Annotated in this window: 15 protein-coding genes; 9 read left to right on the top strand and 6 right to left on the bottom strand. The window is 70.9% G+C overall.

Annotation, left to right across the window (positions count from 1 at the left end; all coding sequences use genetic code 11):
• Positions 1-58 precede the first annotated feature (58 nt).
• The 4 genes from ACIBD9_RS07770 (at position 59) to ACIBD9_RS07755 (ending at position 5,096) form a co-directional block, all read left to right on the top strand.
• On the top strand, positions 59-937 hold the full coding sequence (locus tag ACIBD9_RS07770; RefSeq protein WP_396715518.1) for a sulfotransferase domain-containing protein: 879 nt from the start codon (positions 59-61) through the stop codon (positions 935-937).
• A 338-nt stretch (positions 938-1,275) separates the two neighbouring features.
• Entirely contained in the window at positions 1,276-1,668 is a 393-nt protein-coding gene (locus ACIBD9_RS07765) for a cupin domain-containing protein (protein ID WP_091397116.1), read from the top strand.
• Positions 1,669-1,710: 42 nt separating this feature from the next.
• Entirely contained in the window at positions 1,711-3,510 is a 1,800-nt protein-coding gene (locus ACIBD9_RS07760) for a glycoside hydrolase family 15 protein (RefSeq protein WP_396715516.1), read from the top strand.
• A gap of 233 nt (positions 3,511-3,743) precedes the next feature.
• Complete coding sequence (locus ACIBD9_RS07755; RefSeq protein WP_396715514.1) at positions 3,744-5,096, top strand: pectate lyase; 1,353 nt, start codon at positions 3,744-3,746, stop codon at positions 5,094-5,096.
• A 51-nt stretch (positions 5,097-5,147) separates the two neighbouring features.
• Here the strand turns inward: ACIBD9_RS07755 and ACIBD9_RS07750 are convergent, their stop codons facing one another.
• Both ACIBD9_RS07750 and ACIBD9_RS07745 read right to left on the bottom strand, forming a co-directional pair.
• Entirely contained in the window at positions 5,148-6,338 is a 1,191-nt protein-coding gene (locus ACIBD9_RS07750) for a threonine synthase (protein ID WP_396715512.1), read from the bottom strand.
• Positions 6,339-6,352: 14 nt separating this feature from the next.
• Positions 6,353-7,402 (bottom strand): DNA polymerase ligase N-terminal domain-containing protein, encoded by a 1,050-nt coding sequence (locus tag ACIBD9_RS07745; protein ID WP_396715510.1) that lies wholly within the window; start codon positions 7,400-7,402, stop codon positions 6,353-6,355.
• Between the two features lie 94 nt (positions 7,403-7,496).
• On the opposite strand from ACIBD9_RS07745, the gene ACIBD9_RS07740 reads away from it, so the two are divergent.
• The 3 genes from ACIBD9_RS07740 (at position 7,497) to ACIBD9_RS07730 (ending at position 9,529) form a co-directional block, all read left to right on the top strand.
• Positions 7,497-8,285: an aldo/keto reductase gene (locus ACIBD9_RS07740; RefSeq protein ID WP_396715508.1), complete on the top strand. Its 789-nt coding sequence runs from the start codon at positions 7,497-7,499 to the stop codon at positions 8,283-8,285.
• A 126-nt stretch (positions 8,286-8,411) separates the two neighbouring features.
• The gene (locus tag ACIBD9_RS07735; protein WP_396715506.1) at positions 8,412-8,564 is read left to right on the top strand and encodes a hypothetical protein; all 153 of its coding nucleotides are present in this window, start codon (positions 8,412-8,414) and stop codon (positions 8,562-8,564) included.
• Positions 8,564-9,529 (top strand): N-acetylmuramoyl-L-alanine amidase, encoded by a 966-nt coding sequence (locus ACIBD9_RS07730; RefSeq protein ID WP_396715504.1) that lies wholly within the window; start codon positions 8,564-8,566, stop codon positions 9,527-9,529. Before ACIBD9_RS07735 ends, ACIBD9_RS07730 begins: the two co-directional genes overlap by 1 nt.
• Positions 9,530-9,618: 89 nt before the next feature.
• Here the strand turns inward: ACIBD9_RS07730 and ACIBD9_RS07725 are convergent, their stop codons facing one another.
• Positions 9,619-11,175, bottom strand: a complete 1,557-nt coding sequence (locus tag ACIBD9_RS07725) for a SulP family inorganic anion transporter (RefSeq protein WP_396715502.1) — start codon at positions 11,173-11,175, stop codon at positions 9,619-9,621.
• Positions 11,176-11,346: 171 nt separating this feature from the next.
• On the bottom strand, positions 11,347-12,471 hold the full coding sequence (locus ACIBD9_RS07720) for a cellulose binding domain-containing protein (RefSeq protein WP_396715500.1): 1,125 nt from the start codon (positions 12,469-12,471) through the stop codon (positions 11,347-11,349).
• A 300-nt stretch (positions 12,472-12,771) separates the two neighbouring features.
• Between ACIBD9_RS07720 and ACIBD9_RS07715 the strand changes: the two genes are divergently transcribed.
• Entirely contained in the window at positions 12,772-13,878 is a 1,107-nt protein-coding gene (locus ACIBD9_RS07715) for an FAD-dependent monooxygenase (RefSeq protein ID WP_396715498.1), read from the top strand.
• Between the two features lie 130 nt (positions 13,879-14,008).
• Positions 14,009-15,769: a cytochrome c oxidase subunit I gene (gene ctaD / locus ACIBD9_RS07710; RefSeq protein ID WP_387167578.1), complete on the top strand. Its 1,761-nt coding sequence runs from the start codon at positions 14,009-14,011 to the stop codon at positions 15,767-15,769.
• A gap of 331 nt (positions 15,770-16,100) precedes the next feature.
• On the opposite strand, the gene ACIBD9_RS07705 is transcribed toward ctaD, so the two are convergent.
• Both ACIBD9_RS07705 and ACIBD9_RS07700 read right to left on the bottom strand, forming a co-directional pair.
• On the bottom strand, positions 16,101-17,348 hold the full coding sequence (locus ACIBD9_RS07705) for an MFS transporter (protein ID WP_396715495.1): 1,248 nt from the start codon (positions 17,346-17,348) through the stop codon (positions 16,101-16,103).
• Between the two features lie 40 nt (positions 17,349-17,388).
• Positions 17,389-17,970 carry an isochorismatase family protein gene (locus ACIBD9_RS07700; RefSeq protein WP_396715493.1) on the bottom strand — a complete coding sequence of 194 codons (582 nt, stop codon included), beginning with the start codon at positions 17,968-17,970 and terminating at the stop codon, positions 17,389-17,391.
• Positions 17,971-18,010: the final 40 nt, after the last annotated feature.

Raw genomic sequence — 18,010 nt, 5'->3', positions numbered from 1 at the left:
AGAGTTGTCAGCCGGAATTCGGCCGCTCGACTGTCGGTTCGGCGACTACCATTCACCGATGTCCTCGCCAATTCACCGGTACCGATCCGACGAAGAGGACAGCGCACGGTGGATCGGCTTTCCGTTGCGCGACGGCGACATCGTCATCAGCACCCGGTCCAAGAGCGGCACCACCTGGATGCAGATGATCTGTGCGCTCCTGGTGCTGGGCACCCCGGAGCTGCCGGCGTCGCTGACCGTGCTGTCGCCGTGGCTGGACTGGTTGGGAGAGCCGCAGGCCACGGTGTACGACCGGCTGGCGGCCCAGCCACACCGGCGGTTCATCAAGACGCACACCCCGCTGGACGGGGTGCCGCTCGACCCTCGGGTGCACTACGTGGTGGTGGCCCGGCACCCGCTGGACATGGCGGTCTCCCTCTACCACCAGAGCGCCAACCTGGACCGGGCGCGCATCGCCGAGCTGACCGGTCGACCAGCCCCGGCCGGGCCACCCCGCGAGCGGCCTCCGGCACCGGAGTGGTTGCTCAGTTGGGTCGACCGGGAGGCGGATCCCCGCGCCGAGCTGGATTCGCTGCCGGGGGTGCTGCTGCACCTGAGTGACGCGTGGGCCCGCCGGCACGAGCCGAACGTCGAGCTGGTGCACTACGACGACCTGCTGGCCGATCTGGGCGGTGAGATGCGTCGGCTGGCCGACCGGTGGAAACTCCCGAGCCCTGGGCCGGAGCTGGTGGAGGCCGCCACCTTCGGTCGCATGCGGGAGCGCGCCGATCGGCTCGCACCGGACACGCTCGGGGTGCTGCGCGACCGGCAGGCGTTCTTTCGCCGGGGCGGCTCGGGCCAGGGACGCGACCTGCTGGACGACGCCGGTCTAGCCCGGTACCAGGAGAGGGCCGGGAAGCTGGCCCCGCCCGACCTGCTCACCTGGCTGCACCGCTGAGGTTTCAGCGTCGCGCCGATCTTGCAGTTTTGGTTGCCGAGACGCGTGACATGTCCCCTTTGCCGCGACAGTAACTGCAAGATCGCGGCGGGCCTTCACGCACACAAGAGCGCACGGCGCCGTTTCGACAGTGGTCGGAACGTCGCCGTGCTCTGGCCGTCTCCCACCACCGCAGCCGTTCGGCGGTACGCCGGCGGGGACCTGGCTCGACCAGCCGTTCGCGCCGGTCAGTTTTGTCGATCCCCGGTCCACGCGGATCCAAACCCGCCGACCGTGGGGATTTCCACGATCCGCCGGTCCCGGCGTGGCGCGCCGTCGGACGGGGTATGAGCGTGGACATGGAGCATTTCACTATCGCGACCGTCGCCGAGAAGAGCCCGGATTTCCGGCGGGTGCTGTGGACCGGTGAGCACACCCAGCTGGTCATCATGACCATCCCCGCCGACGGGGAGATCGGCGAGGAGGTGCACGAGGACATCGACCAGATCCTCACCTTCGTGAGCGGCGTCGGCGAGGCGCGGGTCGCCGGCGCGAAGCGGAAGGTCGTCGCGGGCGACCTGGTCGTGGTGCCGGCCGGCACCAAGCACAACTTCGTCAACACCGGCCCCAACCCGCTGGTGCTCTACACGGTCTACGGGCCGCCGGAGCACGCCGACAAGGCCGTCCACAAGACCAAGGAGGAGGCCGACGCGGCCGAGGCGGCGGGCGAGGACGAGCCACCGACCGAGTGAGCCGTCCGGCCTGATCCGGGCCGATGCGGGTACCCCCGGCGGGTGGAGCAGCAGCCGGCGATCTCCGACTACGGGTTCCTCTCGGACTCTCGTTCGGGTGCCCTGGTCGGCAAGGACGGCTCGATCGACTGGTGGTGCCCGCACCGGTTCGACGGGTCGTCGGTGTTCGCGCGGCTGCTCGACCCGGGAGCCGGCCACTTCCGGCTCGCGCCGGTCGGGGTCGGCGGTCCGCGTCACCGGGTGGAGCGCGCGTACCTGCCGGACACGTTGGTGCTACGGACGGTGCACCACACCCCGCACGGCAGCGTGGCGGTCACCGACGCTCTGGCCGCCGAGGTCGGCGCCCGCGCCCACGAGTTGGGCCGGCACTCACCCGCCGTGCTGATCCGGGTGGTCGAAGGGCTCACCGGGCGGGTACGGATGGCGCTGGACTTCGCGCCCCGCCCGGAGTACGGCCTGCTCACGCCCTACCTGCATGAGCAGCCGGACGGCGGGGTGCTGGCCGGCGCCGGCCCCATCGTGCTGATGTTGCGTGCCGGGGGTCTGCACCTGCGGGCCGGCACCGACCGGGTGACCCACGAGTTCGAGGTCTCCGCCGGTCAGGTGATCGGGATGGACCTCGCCTTCGGCGAGGCGTACGGCGATCCGCCGGCCCGGATGGACCCACTGACCACCCTCGCCGAGACGACGCAGGCGTGGCAGGCGTTCCGGGAGACGCACACGTACTCCGGCCGCTACCCCGAACTCGTCAAACACAGCTCGACGGTCCTGACCGGCCTCACGTACGCCCGCAGTGGCGCGGTCGCCGCGGCGCTGACCTCCTCGCTGCCCGAGCGGATCGGCGGCGACCGGAACTACGACTACCGCTACTCCTGGCTACGGGACTTCTCGTTGACGATGCGGGCGCTCTGGGTGGCGGCCTGCCCCGACGAGACGTCCCGGCTGTTCGCCTGGGCGACCCGCTCGATCGGCCGGTTCGGCGACGAGCCCGTTCCGGTGCTCTTCGGGCTGGAGGGCGAGCGCGACATCTCCGAGCACCACTGCCCCCACCTGCGCGGCTACCGCGACAGCAGGCCCGTGCGGGTCGGCAACGACGCCTGGCGGCAGCGACAGCTCGACGTGCCGGGTGAAATCATGTCCGCGGTGTGGCGGCTGCGCGACTACCTCGGCCCGACGTTCGAGGGCGAGTTGCGGGAGATGGTGCTCGGGCTGACCGAGCAGGTGGCCTCGACGTGGCACCTGCCGGACCGCGGTATCTGGGAGACCCGGGACGAGGAGCGGCACTACCTCTCGTCCAAGGTGGCCTGCTGGCTCGCCATGGACCGGGCGGTGGGGCTCGCCGACCGGCTCGGCGACCGGGCCGACCCCCGTCGCTGGGCCCGGATCCGTGACGAGATCCGCGACACCGTGCTGCGCGAGGGGTGGAACGACCGGATCGGGGCGTTCACCGGCGCGTTCGGGTCGGCGGAGTTGGACGCCTCGGTGCTGGCCCTGCCGGTGACACACTTCCTGCCGGCCACCGACCCGCGGATGCGCTCGACAATCGCGATGGTCGAGCGCGAGCTGGGCACCGAGGGCGGACTGCTGCGGCGGTGGACGACCGACCCGGCCGGATTCCTGCTGTGCTCGTTCTGGCTGGTGGAGTGCCTGGTGATGACGGGTGAGCGGCAGCGGGCCGAGGCGCTCTTCGAACGGGTCGTCGGGTACGCCAACGACGTGGGGCTGTTCAGCGAGCAGATCGACCTGTCCACCGGGATGCAGCTCGGCAACACCCCGCAGGCGCTCTCGCACATCGGGCTGATCAACGCGGCCTGGCGGATCACCGAGCCGGACAGCTACTGAAATCCTGCAACAGACCTGCAAACGCCAGGCATTGACGCTGATGCTTGGACAGTCCTAGCCTCCAAGAAGTGGGAAAGCCCTTTCCCCGGGGCTTTGATCCCGCTTCACCCCGCCTCGGATCCGGGCGTCCGGCGGGGACGCACACCGATCCCGTTTCAGCGCGGCACGCTGTGCCGACCCGTTCCAGTACGGCGGCCGAGGGATCACCACCACATGCGTCAAGGAGGACACCTGTGCAGAAAAGAAGATTCTCCGGCCGCCGACCACTCCTGCTGGCGGTGGGCGCCGGGGTGACCGCGGCGGCCCTCGCCGCCGGCATGACCTCGGCCTTCGCGGCCACCGTCTTCAGCGACGACTTCACCGACGGCGACACCTCCGGCTGGTCCAAGTCCGGTGGCACCTGGGCCGTGGACGGATCGGGCGTGCTCAACCAGTCCAACGCCGGCAGCGAGTTGGCCCGGCAGTTCGCCGGCCAGACCAGCTGGACCAACTACTCCGTGCAGGCCCGGGTCAGGCCCACGAGCTTCGGCTCGTCCAGCGCCCTGGTCGGGCTCGCGGCCCGGTCCAGCAGCAGCACCAAGATGTACCGGCTGGCCCTGCTCGGCTCCGGTCGGGCCGAACTCCAGGCGGTCAACGGCAGCTCCGTCACGGCGATCGGTTCCACCGCGCTGGGCATCGGCACCGGCAGCTGGTACACCCTGCGCATCGAGACCAGCGGCAGCACCATCCGCGGCTTCGTCAACGGCGCCCAGATCGCGTCCGGCAGCAACAGCCTGGCCGGCGCGGGCCGCATTGGCCTGGTCACCGCGTACGCCAGCGGCGGCTTCGACGACGTGGTGGTCGACTCGTCCGGCGGCGGCACCCCGACCACGCCGCCGCCGACCACCACTCCGCCACCGACCACCACACCTCCGGCGGCCGGCTGGCCGACGCCCACCAGCAGCCAGAAGGTGGACGCGACGATCGCGGTCTCCGGGACCTTCGACGGTGGGCTCAAGCGCTACTACGGCATCGGTGACGGTGGGCAGAGCGAGAGCCAGGACCCGATGTTCGAGCTGGCCGCTGGCGCCACCCTGCGCAACGTGATCATCGGTGCCCCGGCCGGCGACGGCGTGCACTGTGAGGGCAACTGCACCCTGATCAACGTCTGGTGGGAGGACGTCGGCGAGGACGCGGCGACCTTCCGCGGCGGCACCACGTACACCGTCGACGGCGGTGGGGCCCGCTCCGCCAGCGACAAGGTCTTCCAGCACAACGGCTCGGGCACCGTCTACATCAAGAACTTCCGGGTGGAGAACGCCGGCAAGCTCTACCGCGCCTGCGGCAACTGCTCCACGTCGTACCAGCGGCACGTGGTGATCGACAACGTGATCGTCCGGAACACCGACGCGATCGCCGGCATCAACACCAACTGGGGCGACACCGCCCGGTTCAGCAGGATCACCATCGTCGGCGACCCGGACCGGGAGACCTCGATCTGCGTGAAGTACAAGGGCGTGCCGAAGGGCAGCGAGCCGACCGAGGTCGGCGAGGGCGCCGACGGCGTCAACTGCCTCTACTCGCCCTCGGACATCAGCTACCAGTAGACCGGCACGACGGCACCCCGCGGACCGCCCGGTCCGCGGGGTGCCGTCACCTCACACCATCAGGGGTACGCCGGACACGTCGACCGTGTCCGGGTACTTCAGCCCGGCGCCGGTGTTGAGAACCACCACCCGCTCACCGGCCCGGATCCACCCGCCGGCGCGCAGTTGCCGAGCCGCCGTGAGGCAGGCCGCCCCCTCCGGGCAGAGCAGCAGCCCCTCCCGGGCGGCGAAGTCCCGCAGGTCGGCGAGGATGTCCGCGTCGTCGACGGCGACGGCAGTGCCGGAGGACTCCCGCAGTGCCGCCAGGATCAGCTCGTCGCCCAGCGGGGCCGGCACGGTGATGCCGAACGCCACCGTGTGCGCGTCCGCCCACGGCTGCGCCCGATCCTCGCCGGCGGCGAACGCCCGCACGATCGGCGCGCAGCCGGTGGACTGCACCGCCACCAGTCGGGGCAGCTTGTCGCCGACCCAACCCAGCTCGCGCAGCTCGTGCAGCGCCTTGTGGATGCCGATCAGGCCGACCCCGCCGCCCGTCGGATAGATGATCACGTCAGGCGCCTGCCAGCCGAGCTGCTCGACGATCTCGTACCCCATCGTCTTCTTGCCCTCCAGCCGGTAGGGCTCGCGCAGCGTGCCGGCGTCGAAGATCGCCCCGTTCGACTCCGCGATCAGCTCGGCCACCCGCCGACCGGCGTCGCCGATCAGCCCGTCGATCAGGCGCAGGTCGGCGCCGGCGGCGACGCACTCGCGCCGGCAGATGCTCGGCGCACCCAGCGGCATGACGATGGTCGCGCCCATCCCGGCCCGCGCCGCGTACGTGGCCCAGGCCGACCCGGCGTTGCCGTTGGTGGGCATCGCGATCCGCTCGACGCCCAGCTCGCGGGCCCGGCTGACCCCGACCGCCGCGCCCCGGGCCTTGAACGAGCCGGTCGGGATCAGCCCCTCGTCCTTGACCATCAGGTCGGTGATGCCGATCTCGGCGCCGTACGCCGGGGCGCGCAGCAGGGGCGTCCAGCCCTCGCCCAGCGTGGTGACGTGCCGCGGGTCGGCGACCGGCAGCAGCTCCCGGTAGCGCCACAGGTCGGCCGGGCGCAGCGGAAAGCGTTCCGGGGTGACCGCCTTCGCCACGGCCGGCAGGTCGTAATGGGCCAGTAGCGGCGATCCGCACTCGCAGAGGTTCTGTAACCGGTCGGCGGCGTACTCCTTGCCGCAGCGCGGGCAGTCCAGGTGGGTCAGGTACACGTCGCTCCTCGCCCTCACACCGCGTCGATGCTCAGCCAGTGCCGGCTGCGCCGCCCCGGCTGGTAGACCGAGTCCAGTCGCTTGGCGACCACACCCGGCAGGCCCTGTTCCTGCCCGGCGCGCAGGGCCTCGTCGCCCGCGCCCGGGAACCACGGCGGAGTCTGCCAGTGCGTACCGGCCAAGACCAGCCCATCGAGCAGCTCCCGGCGTTGCGCGTACGGCACGTCGACGCTGCTCACGCCCTCCAACCAGAGCAGGTCCACGATCAGGTACTGGGCGCCGGCGGGGACCCGGCTGCCGGTGGCCGGCCGGACCGGGCGGACCCGCCCGGCACCGTCGATGCGGACCAGCACCCCGTCGAGCACCGCCTCGGTGGGCGCGAGCGCCTCGGCCATCGCGCGCAGCCACGGGTACCCGCCGGTGACCTCCTCGTCGGTCTCGGAGAGCAGCCGCAGTCGCCCGCCGGAGACGTACGCCATCGCCCGGACGCCGTCCCAGCGCAGCTCGTACCCCCACGCGGCACGGTCGCGGGGGAGCCCGGCGGCGGGCGTGGCGTGCATCGGCCGGACCAGATCCGGCATCGGTGTCCAGCCCGGTGGCGCAGGGTCGGTACGTCGGACCATCCAGTCCCGCCCGCCGGTGGCGAAGAGGACGTAGCGGCCGGCGGTCCGCTCACCGGAGAGCGTCACGATCACCTCGTCGTCACGCCACTTCTCGCACCGGTAGGTGCCCCGGTCGTGGATCAGCATCCGGCCGCCGCCGTACTCGCCGGCGGGGATCTCGCCGGCGAAGTCGAGGTACTCCATCGGGTGGTCCTCGGTGTGCACGGCCAGGTGGTTGCGGCCCGGATCGCGGGGGAGACCGCGGGGCACCGCCCAGGACGCGAGCACCCCCTCGTGCTCCAGGCGCAGGTCCCAGTGCAGGCTGCGGGCGTGGTGCTGCTGGATGACGAAGCGGCCGGCGTCGGCGTCGGGGCCGGCCGACGGAGGGCTCTCCGCCGGCACCGGCTCGGGTGTGCGGGCCGCGTCCCGCCGTCGCCGGTACTCCTCCAGCCGGTCGGTCACCCCCGCATTGTCCGGCACATCGGGCCGGTGCGCTGGAAGCCGGAGTGTCCGGTTCGCTCGGCGGCCGGAGGCGCGGCGGGGTAGAACGGACGTCATGGACCTCACCGACCAGCCCACCGCCCTGCTCCCCGGTGACGTGCGGATGCCCCTGCTCGGCTTCGGCACCTGGCAGGCCACCGGCCAGGCCGGTTACGACGCCGTGCTGGCCGCGCTCGACACCGGCTACCGGCACCTCGACACCGCCACCGTGTACGGCAACGAGCGGGAGGTCGGCCGGGCGGTACGGGAGAGCGGTCTGCGCCGGGAGGACGTCTTCATCACCACCAAGCTCCCGCCGGACCGGGTGGGCCGGGAGCGCGCGACGCTGGAGGCCAGCCTGGAGGCGCTCGGCGTCGAGCACGTGGACCTCTGGCTGATCCACTGGCCGCCGTCGTCGCCGGGGGACAGCATCCCGCTCTGGCGCGAGCTGCTCGCCGCCCGGGACGAGAACCTCGTCCGGGCGGTCGGGGTGAGCAACTACAGCACCCCCGAGATCGACGAGCTGATCCAGTCCACCGAGGAGAACCCGGCGGTCAACCAGATCCGGTGGAGCCCGTCGCTGTACGACCGGCAGCGGCACGCCGAGCACCGGGACCGGGGCGTGGTGCTGGAGGGGTACAGCCCGTTCAAGACCAGCGACCTCAGCGACCCGGTGTTGACCAGGATCGCCGCCGCGCACGGCGTCTCCCCCGCGCAGGTGGTGCTGCGCTGGCACATCGACCACGAGATCGTGGTGATCCCGAAGTCGGTGACCCCGGAGCGGATCACCGCCAACTTCGACGTCTTCCACTTCTCGCTCACGGCCGAGGAGATGCGCGACATCGACGCGCTCGGCGAGGTCTGAATCGGCGAATTCCTTCAGCGCGCGAGCCGGCATTGAAGGGTATCGACATCGACGTACGTGACGGTATAGCGTCCCCGTCATCACGTTCGTCGATCCGTTCGTACCCGCCGTCGCTGGAGGATCGCCATGGCCCGAACACCGTCCATCCGTCTGCCCCGCCGTGGGGTGCTCGGCATCCCCGCCCTGGTGGTCGCCGCCCTGACCGTCGTCGCCCGACCCACCGCGGCGAACGCCGCGCCGAAGGCCGAGTGCCTCGCCGACCTGCTTCAGGACGCCTGATGGCGACGATTCCCTGGCTGGTGGACGTGCTGCGCGCCGCCGGTGTCCAGGTCGTCGTCGAGGGGGACTGGCTCAACCGGATGCGGCCCGGCTCCTTCGACCCGATCGGGGTGCTCTGGCACCACACCGCCTCCACCTCCAGCGCCAGCAACCCGCACCCGGCGCTCGGCATCTGCATCAACGGCCGGTCCGACCTGCCGGGGCCGCTGTGCCAGGCGCTCGTCGACTACAACGGCGTCTTCCACGTCATCTCCGCCGGCCGGTGCAACCACGCCGGGGTCAGCGGCGGCAGCGGGCCGATCCCGGCCGGGGACGGCAACACCCTCATGATCGGGTGGGAGATCGACTACAACGGCGTCAACCAGGAGATGACGGCCGCGCAGTACAACGCGTCGCTCGCTGCCACCGCCGCCGTACTCACCCGCCTCGGCCGGGACAGCAGCTACGCCCGGGGTCACCGGGAGACCAGCACCACCGGCAAGATCGACCCTTCCTTCATCGACCTGAACGTCATGCGGGCCGACATGGCGGCGAGGATGGCCGGCGGCGGCACGGCATGGTCCTCCACGGTGGACAACACCACCAGTGGTCGGTTCACCGCCAGCGCCAACTGGGGCGTGTCGTCGTACTCCAGCCAGCGGTACGGCGCCGACTACCGGTACGCGGACCCGGTCGCCGCCAGCGATGTCGCGTGGTACCGGTTCAACGTTCCGGCGGCCGGCAACTACCGGGTCGAGGCCTGGTGGCCGGCGAACTCGGGCTACAACAGCGCCGCCCCGTACATCGTCGCCACCAGCACCGGCAACCAGACCGTCCGCGTCGACCAGCGGGTCACCGGCGGGCAGTGGCGGATCCTCGGCACGTTCGCGCTGCCGGCGGGCGACGCCAACCGGGTGGGCGTGAGCCGGTGGAGCAACGCCACCGGCCTGGTCGTCGCCGACGCCGTACGCCTCACCCGCGTCTGACGATGCCCCAGTACGGGCGGCGGATGTCGGCGTACTGATCCACCCGGCCTTCGTAAAGTCGGGGTGTCCAGGGCGAGGATGCCCCGACTTTACGGAACCCGGGGGTTTGCGAGGGGCAGCTCAACGTGCCCGTGCGCATCCGGAGACTGACGACCCCGGGTCACGCACGGGGAGGTGCGTTTGCCGGTGCCGAGCCCGTCGGTGCCCGCCCGATGCAACCACGAGCCGTGCACCTCGCTGACCTCGACGTTGCCACCGGACCGGGTGTAGGACGCCTGCCAGTCGCGGACGGTCTCGTAGGCGCCGTGGTCGAGATAGTCCAGGTGCAGTTCGAGCACGACGTGCTGCCCCGGGGGCAGGGCGGCGAGTCGGCGGGTGAGTCGTCCGGAGGCGACGAAGGCGAGTGTTCCGGTGATCGACACGAGCCAGGTGCCGGAGTTCGGCTCGGTGACGTGAATGTCGCACCGGGCCAACCGTCGCAACATGAAGAGCACCGCCGTGGCCATGCCCAGCCCGACCCCGATGAGTAGGTCGGTCGCGGCCACGCCCACCGCGGTGATCACATAGATGGGCAGCTCCCGGTGCCGGGCGTACACGCGGATCTGGGCGAGGCTCACCAGCCGCAGGCCGACCACCACGAGGACGGCGGCGAGCACGGCCATCGGGATCATCTCCAGCAGTACGGCGCCGGCCATCACGAACCCGGCGATCCAGACTCCGTGCAGGATGGTCGAGGCCCGGGTGCGTGCCCCGGCCGCGACGTTGGCCGAGCTGCGCACGATGACGCCGGTGACCGGGAGGCCGCCGAGCGTTCCGGATACGGCGTTCGCGGCGCCCTGAGCGATGAGTTCACGATCGAGGTTCGCCCGTGCGCCGTGGTGCATGCGGTCGACGGCCACCGCCGAGAGAAGAGATTCCACGCTCGCCACCAGGGCGATGGTGATGACTGCCGGGAGGACCTCCCACAGCGGTGAGTCGGGCCAGCGGGCGAAGGTGAGCGCGCTCAAGGGGTTGGCGGGCAGGTTCACCCGCTCCACGTTGGCACCGAGGGCCGCCGCGACCACAGTGGCAACCACCACCGCCACCAGGGTCGCCGGCAGCATGGTGGTCTTGACCAGACGTGACCAGATCAGCAACAGCGTCATGGTCAGCGCGCCGAGCAGCACGGAAACGCTGTGGTAGTCGGCGACTTGGCCGGGTAGGTCACGGAGATTCGCCCACGCCGAGCTCTGGGGCGCGCCGCCGAGCGCCACGTGGACCTGGCTCAGCGCAATGACCAGGCCGATGCCGGCCAGCATCCCGTGTACGACTGTTGGCGACAGAGCGAGCGCGGCCCGCCCGAGGCGGGTGATGCCCAGCAGGATCTGCAGCAGCCCGGCGACGGTCACGATCGCGGCGGTGCCGGCGAAGCCGAACTCGGCGATGGTGCCCGCGACGATCACGGTGAGCCCAGCCGCTGGCCCGCTGACCTGGAGTGGCGCGCCGCTGAGCGCGCCGGCGACTATCCCGCCCACGACGGCGGCGATCAGCCCGGCCAGCAGCGGTGCTCCGGAGGCGGCAGCGATGCCGAGGGACAAGGGGATGGCGATCAGGAAGACAACGATCGACGAGGGGACGTCGTACCGAAATAGCGCGATAACCGACATGTTCGGAAGGTACGCAGATAATATTAATGCATAGTTAAGCGTGATTCTTTCACCCGCGATGCCGGCGGGGTGGCCGCGCAAATTGTCGCACCGTCAGTGGGCAAGCCCACCCCCAGCGACGTGCGGGGGCGTGACCTGGACGGTCACGCCCCCGCACATCGTGGTGTCGGCTCAGGAGCGGGAGCAGGTCGCCCCGTTGAGCGAGAAGCTCGTCGGCGACGAGTACGACCCGCTCAGGTTGCCCTGGTAGCCGAAGCTGGCCGTGCCACCGGGTGCGACCGACCCGTTGTGGCCGACGTTCCGGGCGGTCACCGTCGACCCGCTCTGGCTCACCGTGGCGTTCCAGGCGCTGGTGACCTGCTGACCACTGGGCAGGCTGTAGGTCAGCGTCCAACCGTTGAGCGCGCTGGAGCCGGTGTTGGTGATCTGCACGTCGGCCGTGAAGCCGTTGTTCCACGAGTTCGCCGTGTACTTCACCGCGCAGCTCGCGCCACCGCCCGGCGGCGGGGTCGTCGGCGGCGGGGTGGTGGGGTTTCCACCGCCGTTGACGTTCGCCGAGAACGACGTCACCGCGAGGCCGACGCCGCCCTGCCACGGCTCGAAACCGGCCTGGATGCTGGTCAGGTACCAGGAGTTGGTGATCGCGCCCCGGTTGCGGGTGTCGTTGATGAAGTCCAGCACGCTGAAGTTCAGGCTGGAGATCGCCGACGGCGCGACGTAGGAGATGACGTTGTTGGAGCCGTTGCTGCCCCGCCAGACCTCCCAGGTGCGGCCGGCCAGGTTGGCCGTGCCGACGACCGAGCCGATGGGCTGGATCGGACCCTGCCGGTTGAGCCAGATCATGATCTCCATCTGGTTCACCCCGTCCCGCTTGGGCGACGGGTCCAGCCAGATGTCGTACGACGCGTTGTAGGTGGCGCCGCTGACGTAGCGGTAGGAGATGCTGCTGGTGGCGCTGCTGATCTGGCTCACCTGGATCGGCAGGTTCGTGCCGGGGGAGCAGTTGGTGTAGTGACAACCGAAGAACACCGACGGGTACGCGGTGGGCGCCCCGTTGGTGGGGCTGCTGCCGTTCAGAGTGGTGATCTCGAAGCCGTTGCTGGTGACGTTGATGCACTGCTGGGCGGTGGTGCCCCAGCGGTTGTTCTGCACCACGTACCGGCCCTGGATGACGGCCGAGCCGTACTGTTCGCAGATCTGGGTGTCGGCGGAGGCGCTGCCGCCGAGGGCCACGGCCACCAGCGAACTGGCGACCAGTAGCCCGGCGGCGGCCAGGGCCCGAAGTTGACGTTTCATGACGCTCCTTGACTCGGCGCGTGCCGGGCGCCGGATGTGGTGGGGCAGTGCGGGAGCGCTCCCACGCTCAACCACACATTTACATGTATGAAACTGCTGCGCAACCGCACGCGGTGAACTGGTGAATTGTGAGGATTGCCATGCCCCCGCCGGACGGCTGGCGACGGACGGCCGGCCAAGCGGCGTGGGTCGCCGACGAGCGGCGGGGTGCGGACCGATTGGGCCTGGTGTGCGCCGATCGCTCCGAGTAGCGTGTTGCCTCCAACGCGTGCCGCTCCCCCTCCGGAGGCGTACACCACCATGGGTGGCTCCCCCCTGCGCATCCTCGTCGTCGGCGCGGGCATCGCCGGCCTGGCCGTAGCCCGGGCGCTGCGCCTGGCGGGCTTCCGGCCCGACGTCACCGACAAGCTGCCACCGGGGGAGTCCACCGAGACCGGTCTCTACCTGCCCGGCAACGCCGCCCGCGCACTGCACCGGCTCGACCTGCACGACCCGGTCCGACCGATCGGGCAGGTGATCCGTCGGCAGCGGTTCTTCGACGCCGCCGGCGCGCAACTCTGCGAGGTCGACCTCGACGCCCTCTGGGCCGGCGTCGGCGAGTGCCGGGCGCTGCCCCGGGCCGACCTGCACCGGGTGCTGCTCAGCGGTGCCGGCGGCGCCGTCCGGCACGGCGCCGAGGTCCGCACCCTGGACCTGCTCCCGGGCGCTGTCGGCGTCACGTTCACCGACGGCACCACCACGGAGTACGACCTGGTCATCGGCGCCGACGGGCCACGCTCCTCGGTTCGTGCGCTGGCCGCGCTCGGTGGGCCGCCGCGCCCGGTCGGGCAGGTGGTCTACCGGGCCGTCCTGCGCGACGGCCCACCGGTCACCGAGTGGACCGCACTGCTCGGCCAGCGCTCCGGTTTCCTGATGGTGCCGATCGGGGCCGGGCGGCTGCACCTCTACGCCGACGAGGCCGGCACCGAGGAACCGGCCGACCCGCTGGCCCGGCTGCGGGAACTCTTCGCCGACTACCGCGGCCCGGTCCCCGAGGTGCTGGCGGCGCTCGACGAGGTGCACGTCGGGATCACCGACGAGGTGGAGTTGGGCCGCTGGTACCGGGGGCGGGTCCTGCTGGTCGGCGATGCCGCGCACGCCACCGCGCCGACCCTGTCCCAGGGCGCGGCCATGGCGTTGGAGGACGCCGTGGTGCTGGCCGAGTCGCTGCGCGCCGCCAACAGCGTGGAGGCGGCGCTCGTGGCGTACGAAAGTCGTCGCCGTCCGCGTACCCGATGGGTGCGGGACCGGACCCGAGACCGCAACCGGACCAGGGACGTGCCGCCGGCGCTGCGCGACCCGCTGCTGCGCGGACGCGGCGACCGGATCTTCGGGGAGCACTACCGGCTCCTGCTCGGCCCGCTGTAGCCCCGTAGTAGATCGTGTCACGCCACCCCACGCGGCGCTGCGACCTGCCGGGGACTATCCTCCTTGCGGATGACGGCCCGCCGATAACCAGCGTGTGCCGAGCGGGACAACCGAGAACCGGAGGCCACTCGTGACCACCGTCGCACCCAAGCCGGTCGTGACCCGGCCCTGGCCGGTCCGGGAGCCGGTCAAGGGGTCGGCCATCGCGCGGCTGCTGCGAACCACGGACGCGAAGCAAATCGGGATCATGTACATGATCACCGCGTTCGTGTTCTTCATGATCGGTGGCCTGATGGCTCTGGTCATGCGGGCTGAGCTGGCCCGACCCGGGCTGCAGTTCCTGTCGCCCGAGCAGTACAACCAGCTCTTCACCATGCACGGCACGATCATGTTGCTGTTCTTCGCGACGCCGATCGTGTTCGCGTTCGCGAACTACATCGTGCCGATCCAGATCGGCGCGCCCGACGTCTCCTTCCCCCGGCTGAACAGCTTCGCCTACTGGCTGTACCTGTTCGGCGGGACGATGGCGACCGCCGGGTTCATCACCCCGGGTGGCGCCGCCGACTTCGGTTGGTTCGCGTACGCGCCGCTGAGCAGCGTCGAGCACTCGCCGGGCGTCGGCGCCAACATGTGGATCATGGGTCTGGCCATCTCCGGCCTGGGCACCATCCTCGGCGCCGTGAACATGATCACCACGGTGCTGACCCTGCGCGCGCCCGGCATGACCATGTTCCGGATGCCGATCTTCACGTGGAACATCCTGGTCACCAGCCTCCTGGTGATCCTGGTCTTCCCGCTGCTGGCCGCCGCGCTGTTCGCGCTCGCCGCGGACCGCATCCTCGGTGCGCACGTGTACGACCCGGCAACCGGTGGGCCGATGCTCTGGCAGCACCTGTTCTGGTTCTTCGGGCACCCCGAGGTCTACATCGTGGCGCTGCCGTTCTTCGGCATCATCAGCGAGGTCATCCCGGTCTTCTCCCGCAAGCCGATCTTCGGCTACAAGGGTCTGGTCGCCGCGACCGTCGCGATCGCCGCGCTCTCCATGAGCGTCTGGGCGCACCACATGTTCGCCACCGGCCAGGTGCTGCTGCCGTTCTTCAGCTTCCTGAGCTACCTGATCGCCGTGCCGACCGGTATGAAGTTCTTCAACTGGATCGGCACCATGTGGCGGGGTCAGATCAGCTTCGAGACGCCCATGCTCTGGGCGGTCGGCTTCCTGGTCACCTTCCTCTTCGGTGGTCTCACCGGTGTGCTGCTGGCCAGCCCGCCGATCGACTTCCACGTGTCGGACTCGTACTTCGTGGTGGCGCACTTCCACTACGTGCTCTTCGGCACCATCGTGTTCGCGGTCTTCGCCGGCATCTACTTCTGGTTCCCGAAGATGTTCGGCCGGATGCTCGACGAGCGCCTGGGTAAGGTGCACTTCTGGCTCACCATGATCGGCTTCCACACCACGTTCCTGGTGCAGCACTGGCTCGGCAACGAGGGCATGCCCCGCCGGTACGCCGACTACCTGCCCAGCGACGGCTTCACCACGCTGAACACGATCTCCACGATCGGCGCGTTCATCACCGGTATCTCCACGCTGCCCTTCATCTACAACTGCTGGAAGTCCTACAAGACCGGTCCAGTGGTCGAGGTGAACGACCCCTGGGGTCACGGCAACTCGCTGGAGTGGGCGACCAGCAGCCCGCCGCCGCTGCGCAACTTCGACAAGATGCCCCGGATCCGTTCCGAGCGGCCGGCGTTCGACGCGAAGTTCCCGGAGTTGGCCGCCGGTGGTCAGAGCCTGGCCGGCCCGCCGGAGGGTGGCGCCAAGCCGCTCACCAGCGAGTCGGACGGCGGGGCCAGCTACCGCGAGGACACCGCGAGCGACGCCGACCGGCACTGACGCTCAAGCTCGGCAGTACGACGGGCGCCGCCCCCGGGACACCGGGGGCGGCGCCCGTCGCCATCTCCAGCCAACGTGACTCCCGCGCCCCCGCCCGTCCGTTCCTGGCCGCTCCACCGTCCCTTCACCGACGCGTCGCCTGTGTCTATCTAGCCGGGATCGGCTGGCCGGTCTAGCTGGGCTCGGTTCGGCCGTTCGAGCCGGTCTGGCTCCGAAGGGGCTGTGTGCCTTTTCAGCATGCATGGGCCGGCTGCCCGGCGGATTGCTGCGCGTTCCACCCGCCCATCCCGGACCGCCTATCCCGGCCCACCCGGTGGCGTGGGCGCAGTCGTCAGTGGGCGGCGGGGGTGAGGTCGGCGTCGACGGGCTGCGGGGTGGCCGCGTCGGCGTTGCGGCGGCGGCGCAGCTCGATCGGGAGTACCACCAGGGTGACCAGCGCGCCGAGCGCACCGGTCACCACGAAGCCCCAGAGTGGCGCGCTGGCGTCGATCACCGCGCCGGCGAGCGGTGCGCCGACCGCGATGCCGACGGTGACCGCCGAACCGTGCAGGCCCATCGCCTCACCGCGTACCTCGGCCGGAACCAGGCGGCTGACCGCGTCCGAGCCGGCGGCGATGGTCGGCGCGCAGAGCGCGCCGGCGGGGATCAGCGCCAGGCACAGCAGCCACCAGTGCGCGCCGCCCAGCCCCACCGGAATGGTGCACAGGGCCAGTGCGGCGGTCAGCGCCAGCGGGGAGAACGAGCGGTGCACGGCCCCGTAGGCGAAACCGCCGGCCAGCGAGGCGACCGCCCAGATGGCCAGGACCGCGCCGGTCCAGCCGACCTCGCCGCTGGCCCGCAGGACGGCGACCACCGCCACGTCGGTGCCACCGAGCACCAGGGTCGCGGCGGCGCTGAGCGCCAGGATGGCGAGCAGTCGGGGGGTCAGCCACTCCCGGCGTGGTACCCGGCGTTGTGGGCCGGTGGGCTCGGTGGCCTCCCGGATCGGTGGGTTGACCACCCACAGGGCGATCCCGGCGGCGACGATGCCGCCGCCGACCAGATACATGGTGGTCTGCGCGGAGATCGCGGTGACCAGGGCCACCGCCAACGCCGGGCCGATCATGAAGGACAGCTCCACCGACATCGAGTCCAGTGCGTAGGCCGGTCGGCGTTGGTCATCGGGGACCAGCGCGGCGATCGACTGACGGACCACGGAAAAGATGGGCAGCGCCAGCGAGCCCGCCACGAAGGCGGCCGGCAGGAGCACGTGGTACGAAAGTGAGGGCGCGGTGGACCAGAAGATCGCCTCGGCGATCCCGGTGAGCACCAGGACCGGGCGCAGTCCACGCCGGTCCACCAGTCGGCCGAGCAGTGGCCCACCGATCGCCGCGCCGACGGTGACGGCCGCACCCACCAGGCCGGCCGCCCCGTAGCCCCGATCAAGATCGAGCACCACGTGGAAGGTCAGCGTCACCCCGGTCGCGGTGAGCGGGATGCGGGCGAGGACGGCGACCAGCAGCAGCGACCGCAGGCCCGGCAGGGCGAGTGCCCGCCGGTAAGGCTTCATGTTCACGTGGGTCCGTACCTCCGGCGACATCCTCGACCGGCGGCGGCCCCTTGGCCAACCAATTACCGCCTCATGCGGCCCTGATCACAGGCTGACCGTGCATGATCACCCCGGCGCCGTCCATCGCGCGGAGGGCCACGTCGGTGGTCGCCGGGGCGACCGCGGCGGTCAACTCGAGCAGCACGGTGGTGGCGAAACCCTCCCGGGCGGCGTCCAACGCGGTCGCCCGGACGCAGTGGTCCGTGGCGATGCCCACCACGTCGACCCGGTCCACGTCGTGCCGGCGCAGCCAGTCGGCCAGGCACTCGCCGTCGTCGGCGTGCCCCTCGAAACCGGAGTACGCCGCAGCGTGCTCGCCCTTGTGGAAGATCGCCTCGACCCGGGCGGTGTCCAGTTCTGGGTGGAATTCCGAACCGCTGGTGCCGACCACACAGTGCCGGGGCCAGGACTCCACGAAGTCCGGCGGATCGCCGAAGTGAGCACCCGGGTCGACGTGGTAGTCCTTGGTGGCGACCACGTGCGCCCACCGGTCCGGCTCGGCGGCGAGCAACCGGGAGATGCCGGCGGCCACCCCTGCGCCGCCGGCGACGGCCAGCGAGCCGCCCTCGCAGAAGTCGTTCTGCACGTCCACGATGATCAACGCGTTGGCCATCGGATACCTCTCTGCGCGCGGTCGGTCGGCTGGTTCCGGG

It is taken from the genome of Micromonospora sp. NPDC050784 (assembly GCF_044456765.1).
GTDB classification, from domain to species: Bacteria; Actinomycetota; Actinomycetes; order Mycobacteriales; family Micromonosporaceae; genus Micromonospora; species Micromonospora foliorum.
This window is presented reverse-complemented; position numbering and strand designations above follow the sequence as displayed.

What these genes read in the sequence shown, in the direction of transcription:
- ACIBD9_RS07770 (WP_396715518.1), top strand. Translation starts at nt 59, where the DNA reads ATGTCCTCGCCAATTCACCGGTACCGATCCGACGAAGAGGACAGCGCA.
- ACIBD9_RS07765 (WP_091397116.1), top strand. Translation starts at nt 1,276, where the DNA reads ATGGAGCATTTCACTATCGCGACCGTCGCCGAGAAGAGCCCGGATTTC.
- ACIBD9_RS07740 (WP_396715508.1), top strand. Translation starts at nt 7,497, where the DNA reads ATGGACCTCACCGACCAGCCCACCGCCCTGCTCCCCGGTGACGTGCGG.
- ACIBD9_RS07735 (WP_396715506.1), top strand. Translation starts at nt 8,412, where the DNA reads ATGGCCCGAACACCGTCCATCCGTCTGCCCCGCCGTGGGGTGCTCGGC.
- ACIBD9_RS07730 (WP_396715504.1), top strand. Translation starts at nt 8,564, where the DNA reads ATGGCGACGATTCCCTGGCTGGTGGACGTGCTGCGCGCCGCCGGTGTC.
- ACIBD9_RS07725 (WP_396715502.1), bottom strand. Translation starts at nt 11,175, where the DNA reads ATGTCGGTTATCGCGCTATTTCGGTACGACGTCCCCTCGTCGATCGTT.
- ACIBD9_RS07720 (WP_396715500.1), bottom strand. Translation starts at nt 12,471, where the DNA reads ATGAAACGTCAACTTCGGGCCCTGGCCGCCGCCGGGCTACTGGTCGCC.
- ACIBD9_RS07715 (WP_396715498.1), top strand. Translation starts at nt 12,772, where the DNA reads ATGGGTGGCTCCCCCCTGCGCATCCTCGTCGTCGGCGCGGGCATCGCC.
- ACIBD9_RS07705 (WP_396715495.1), bottom strand. Translation starts at nt 17,348, where the DNA reads ATGTCGCCGGAGGTACGGACCCACGTGAACATGAAGCCTTACCGGCGG.
- ACIBD9_RS07700 (WP_396715493.1), bottom strand. Translation starts at nt 17,970, where the DNA reads ATGGCCAACGCGTTGATCATCGTGGACGTGCAGAACGACTTCTGCGAG.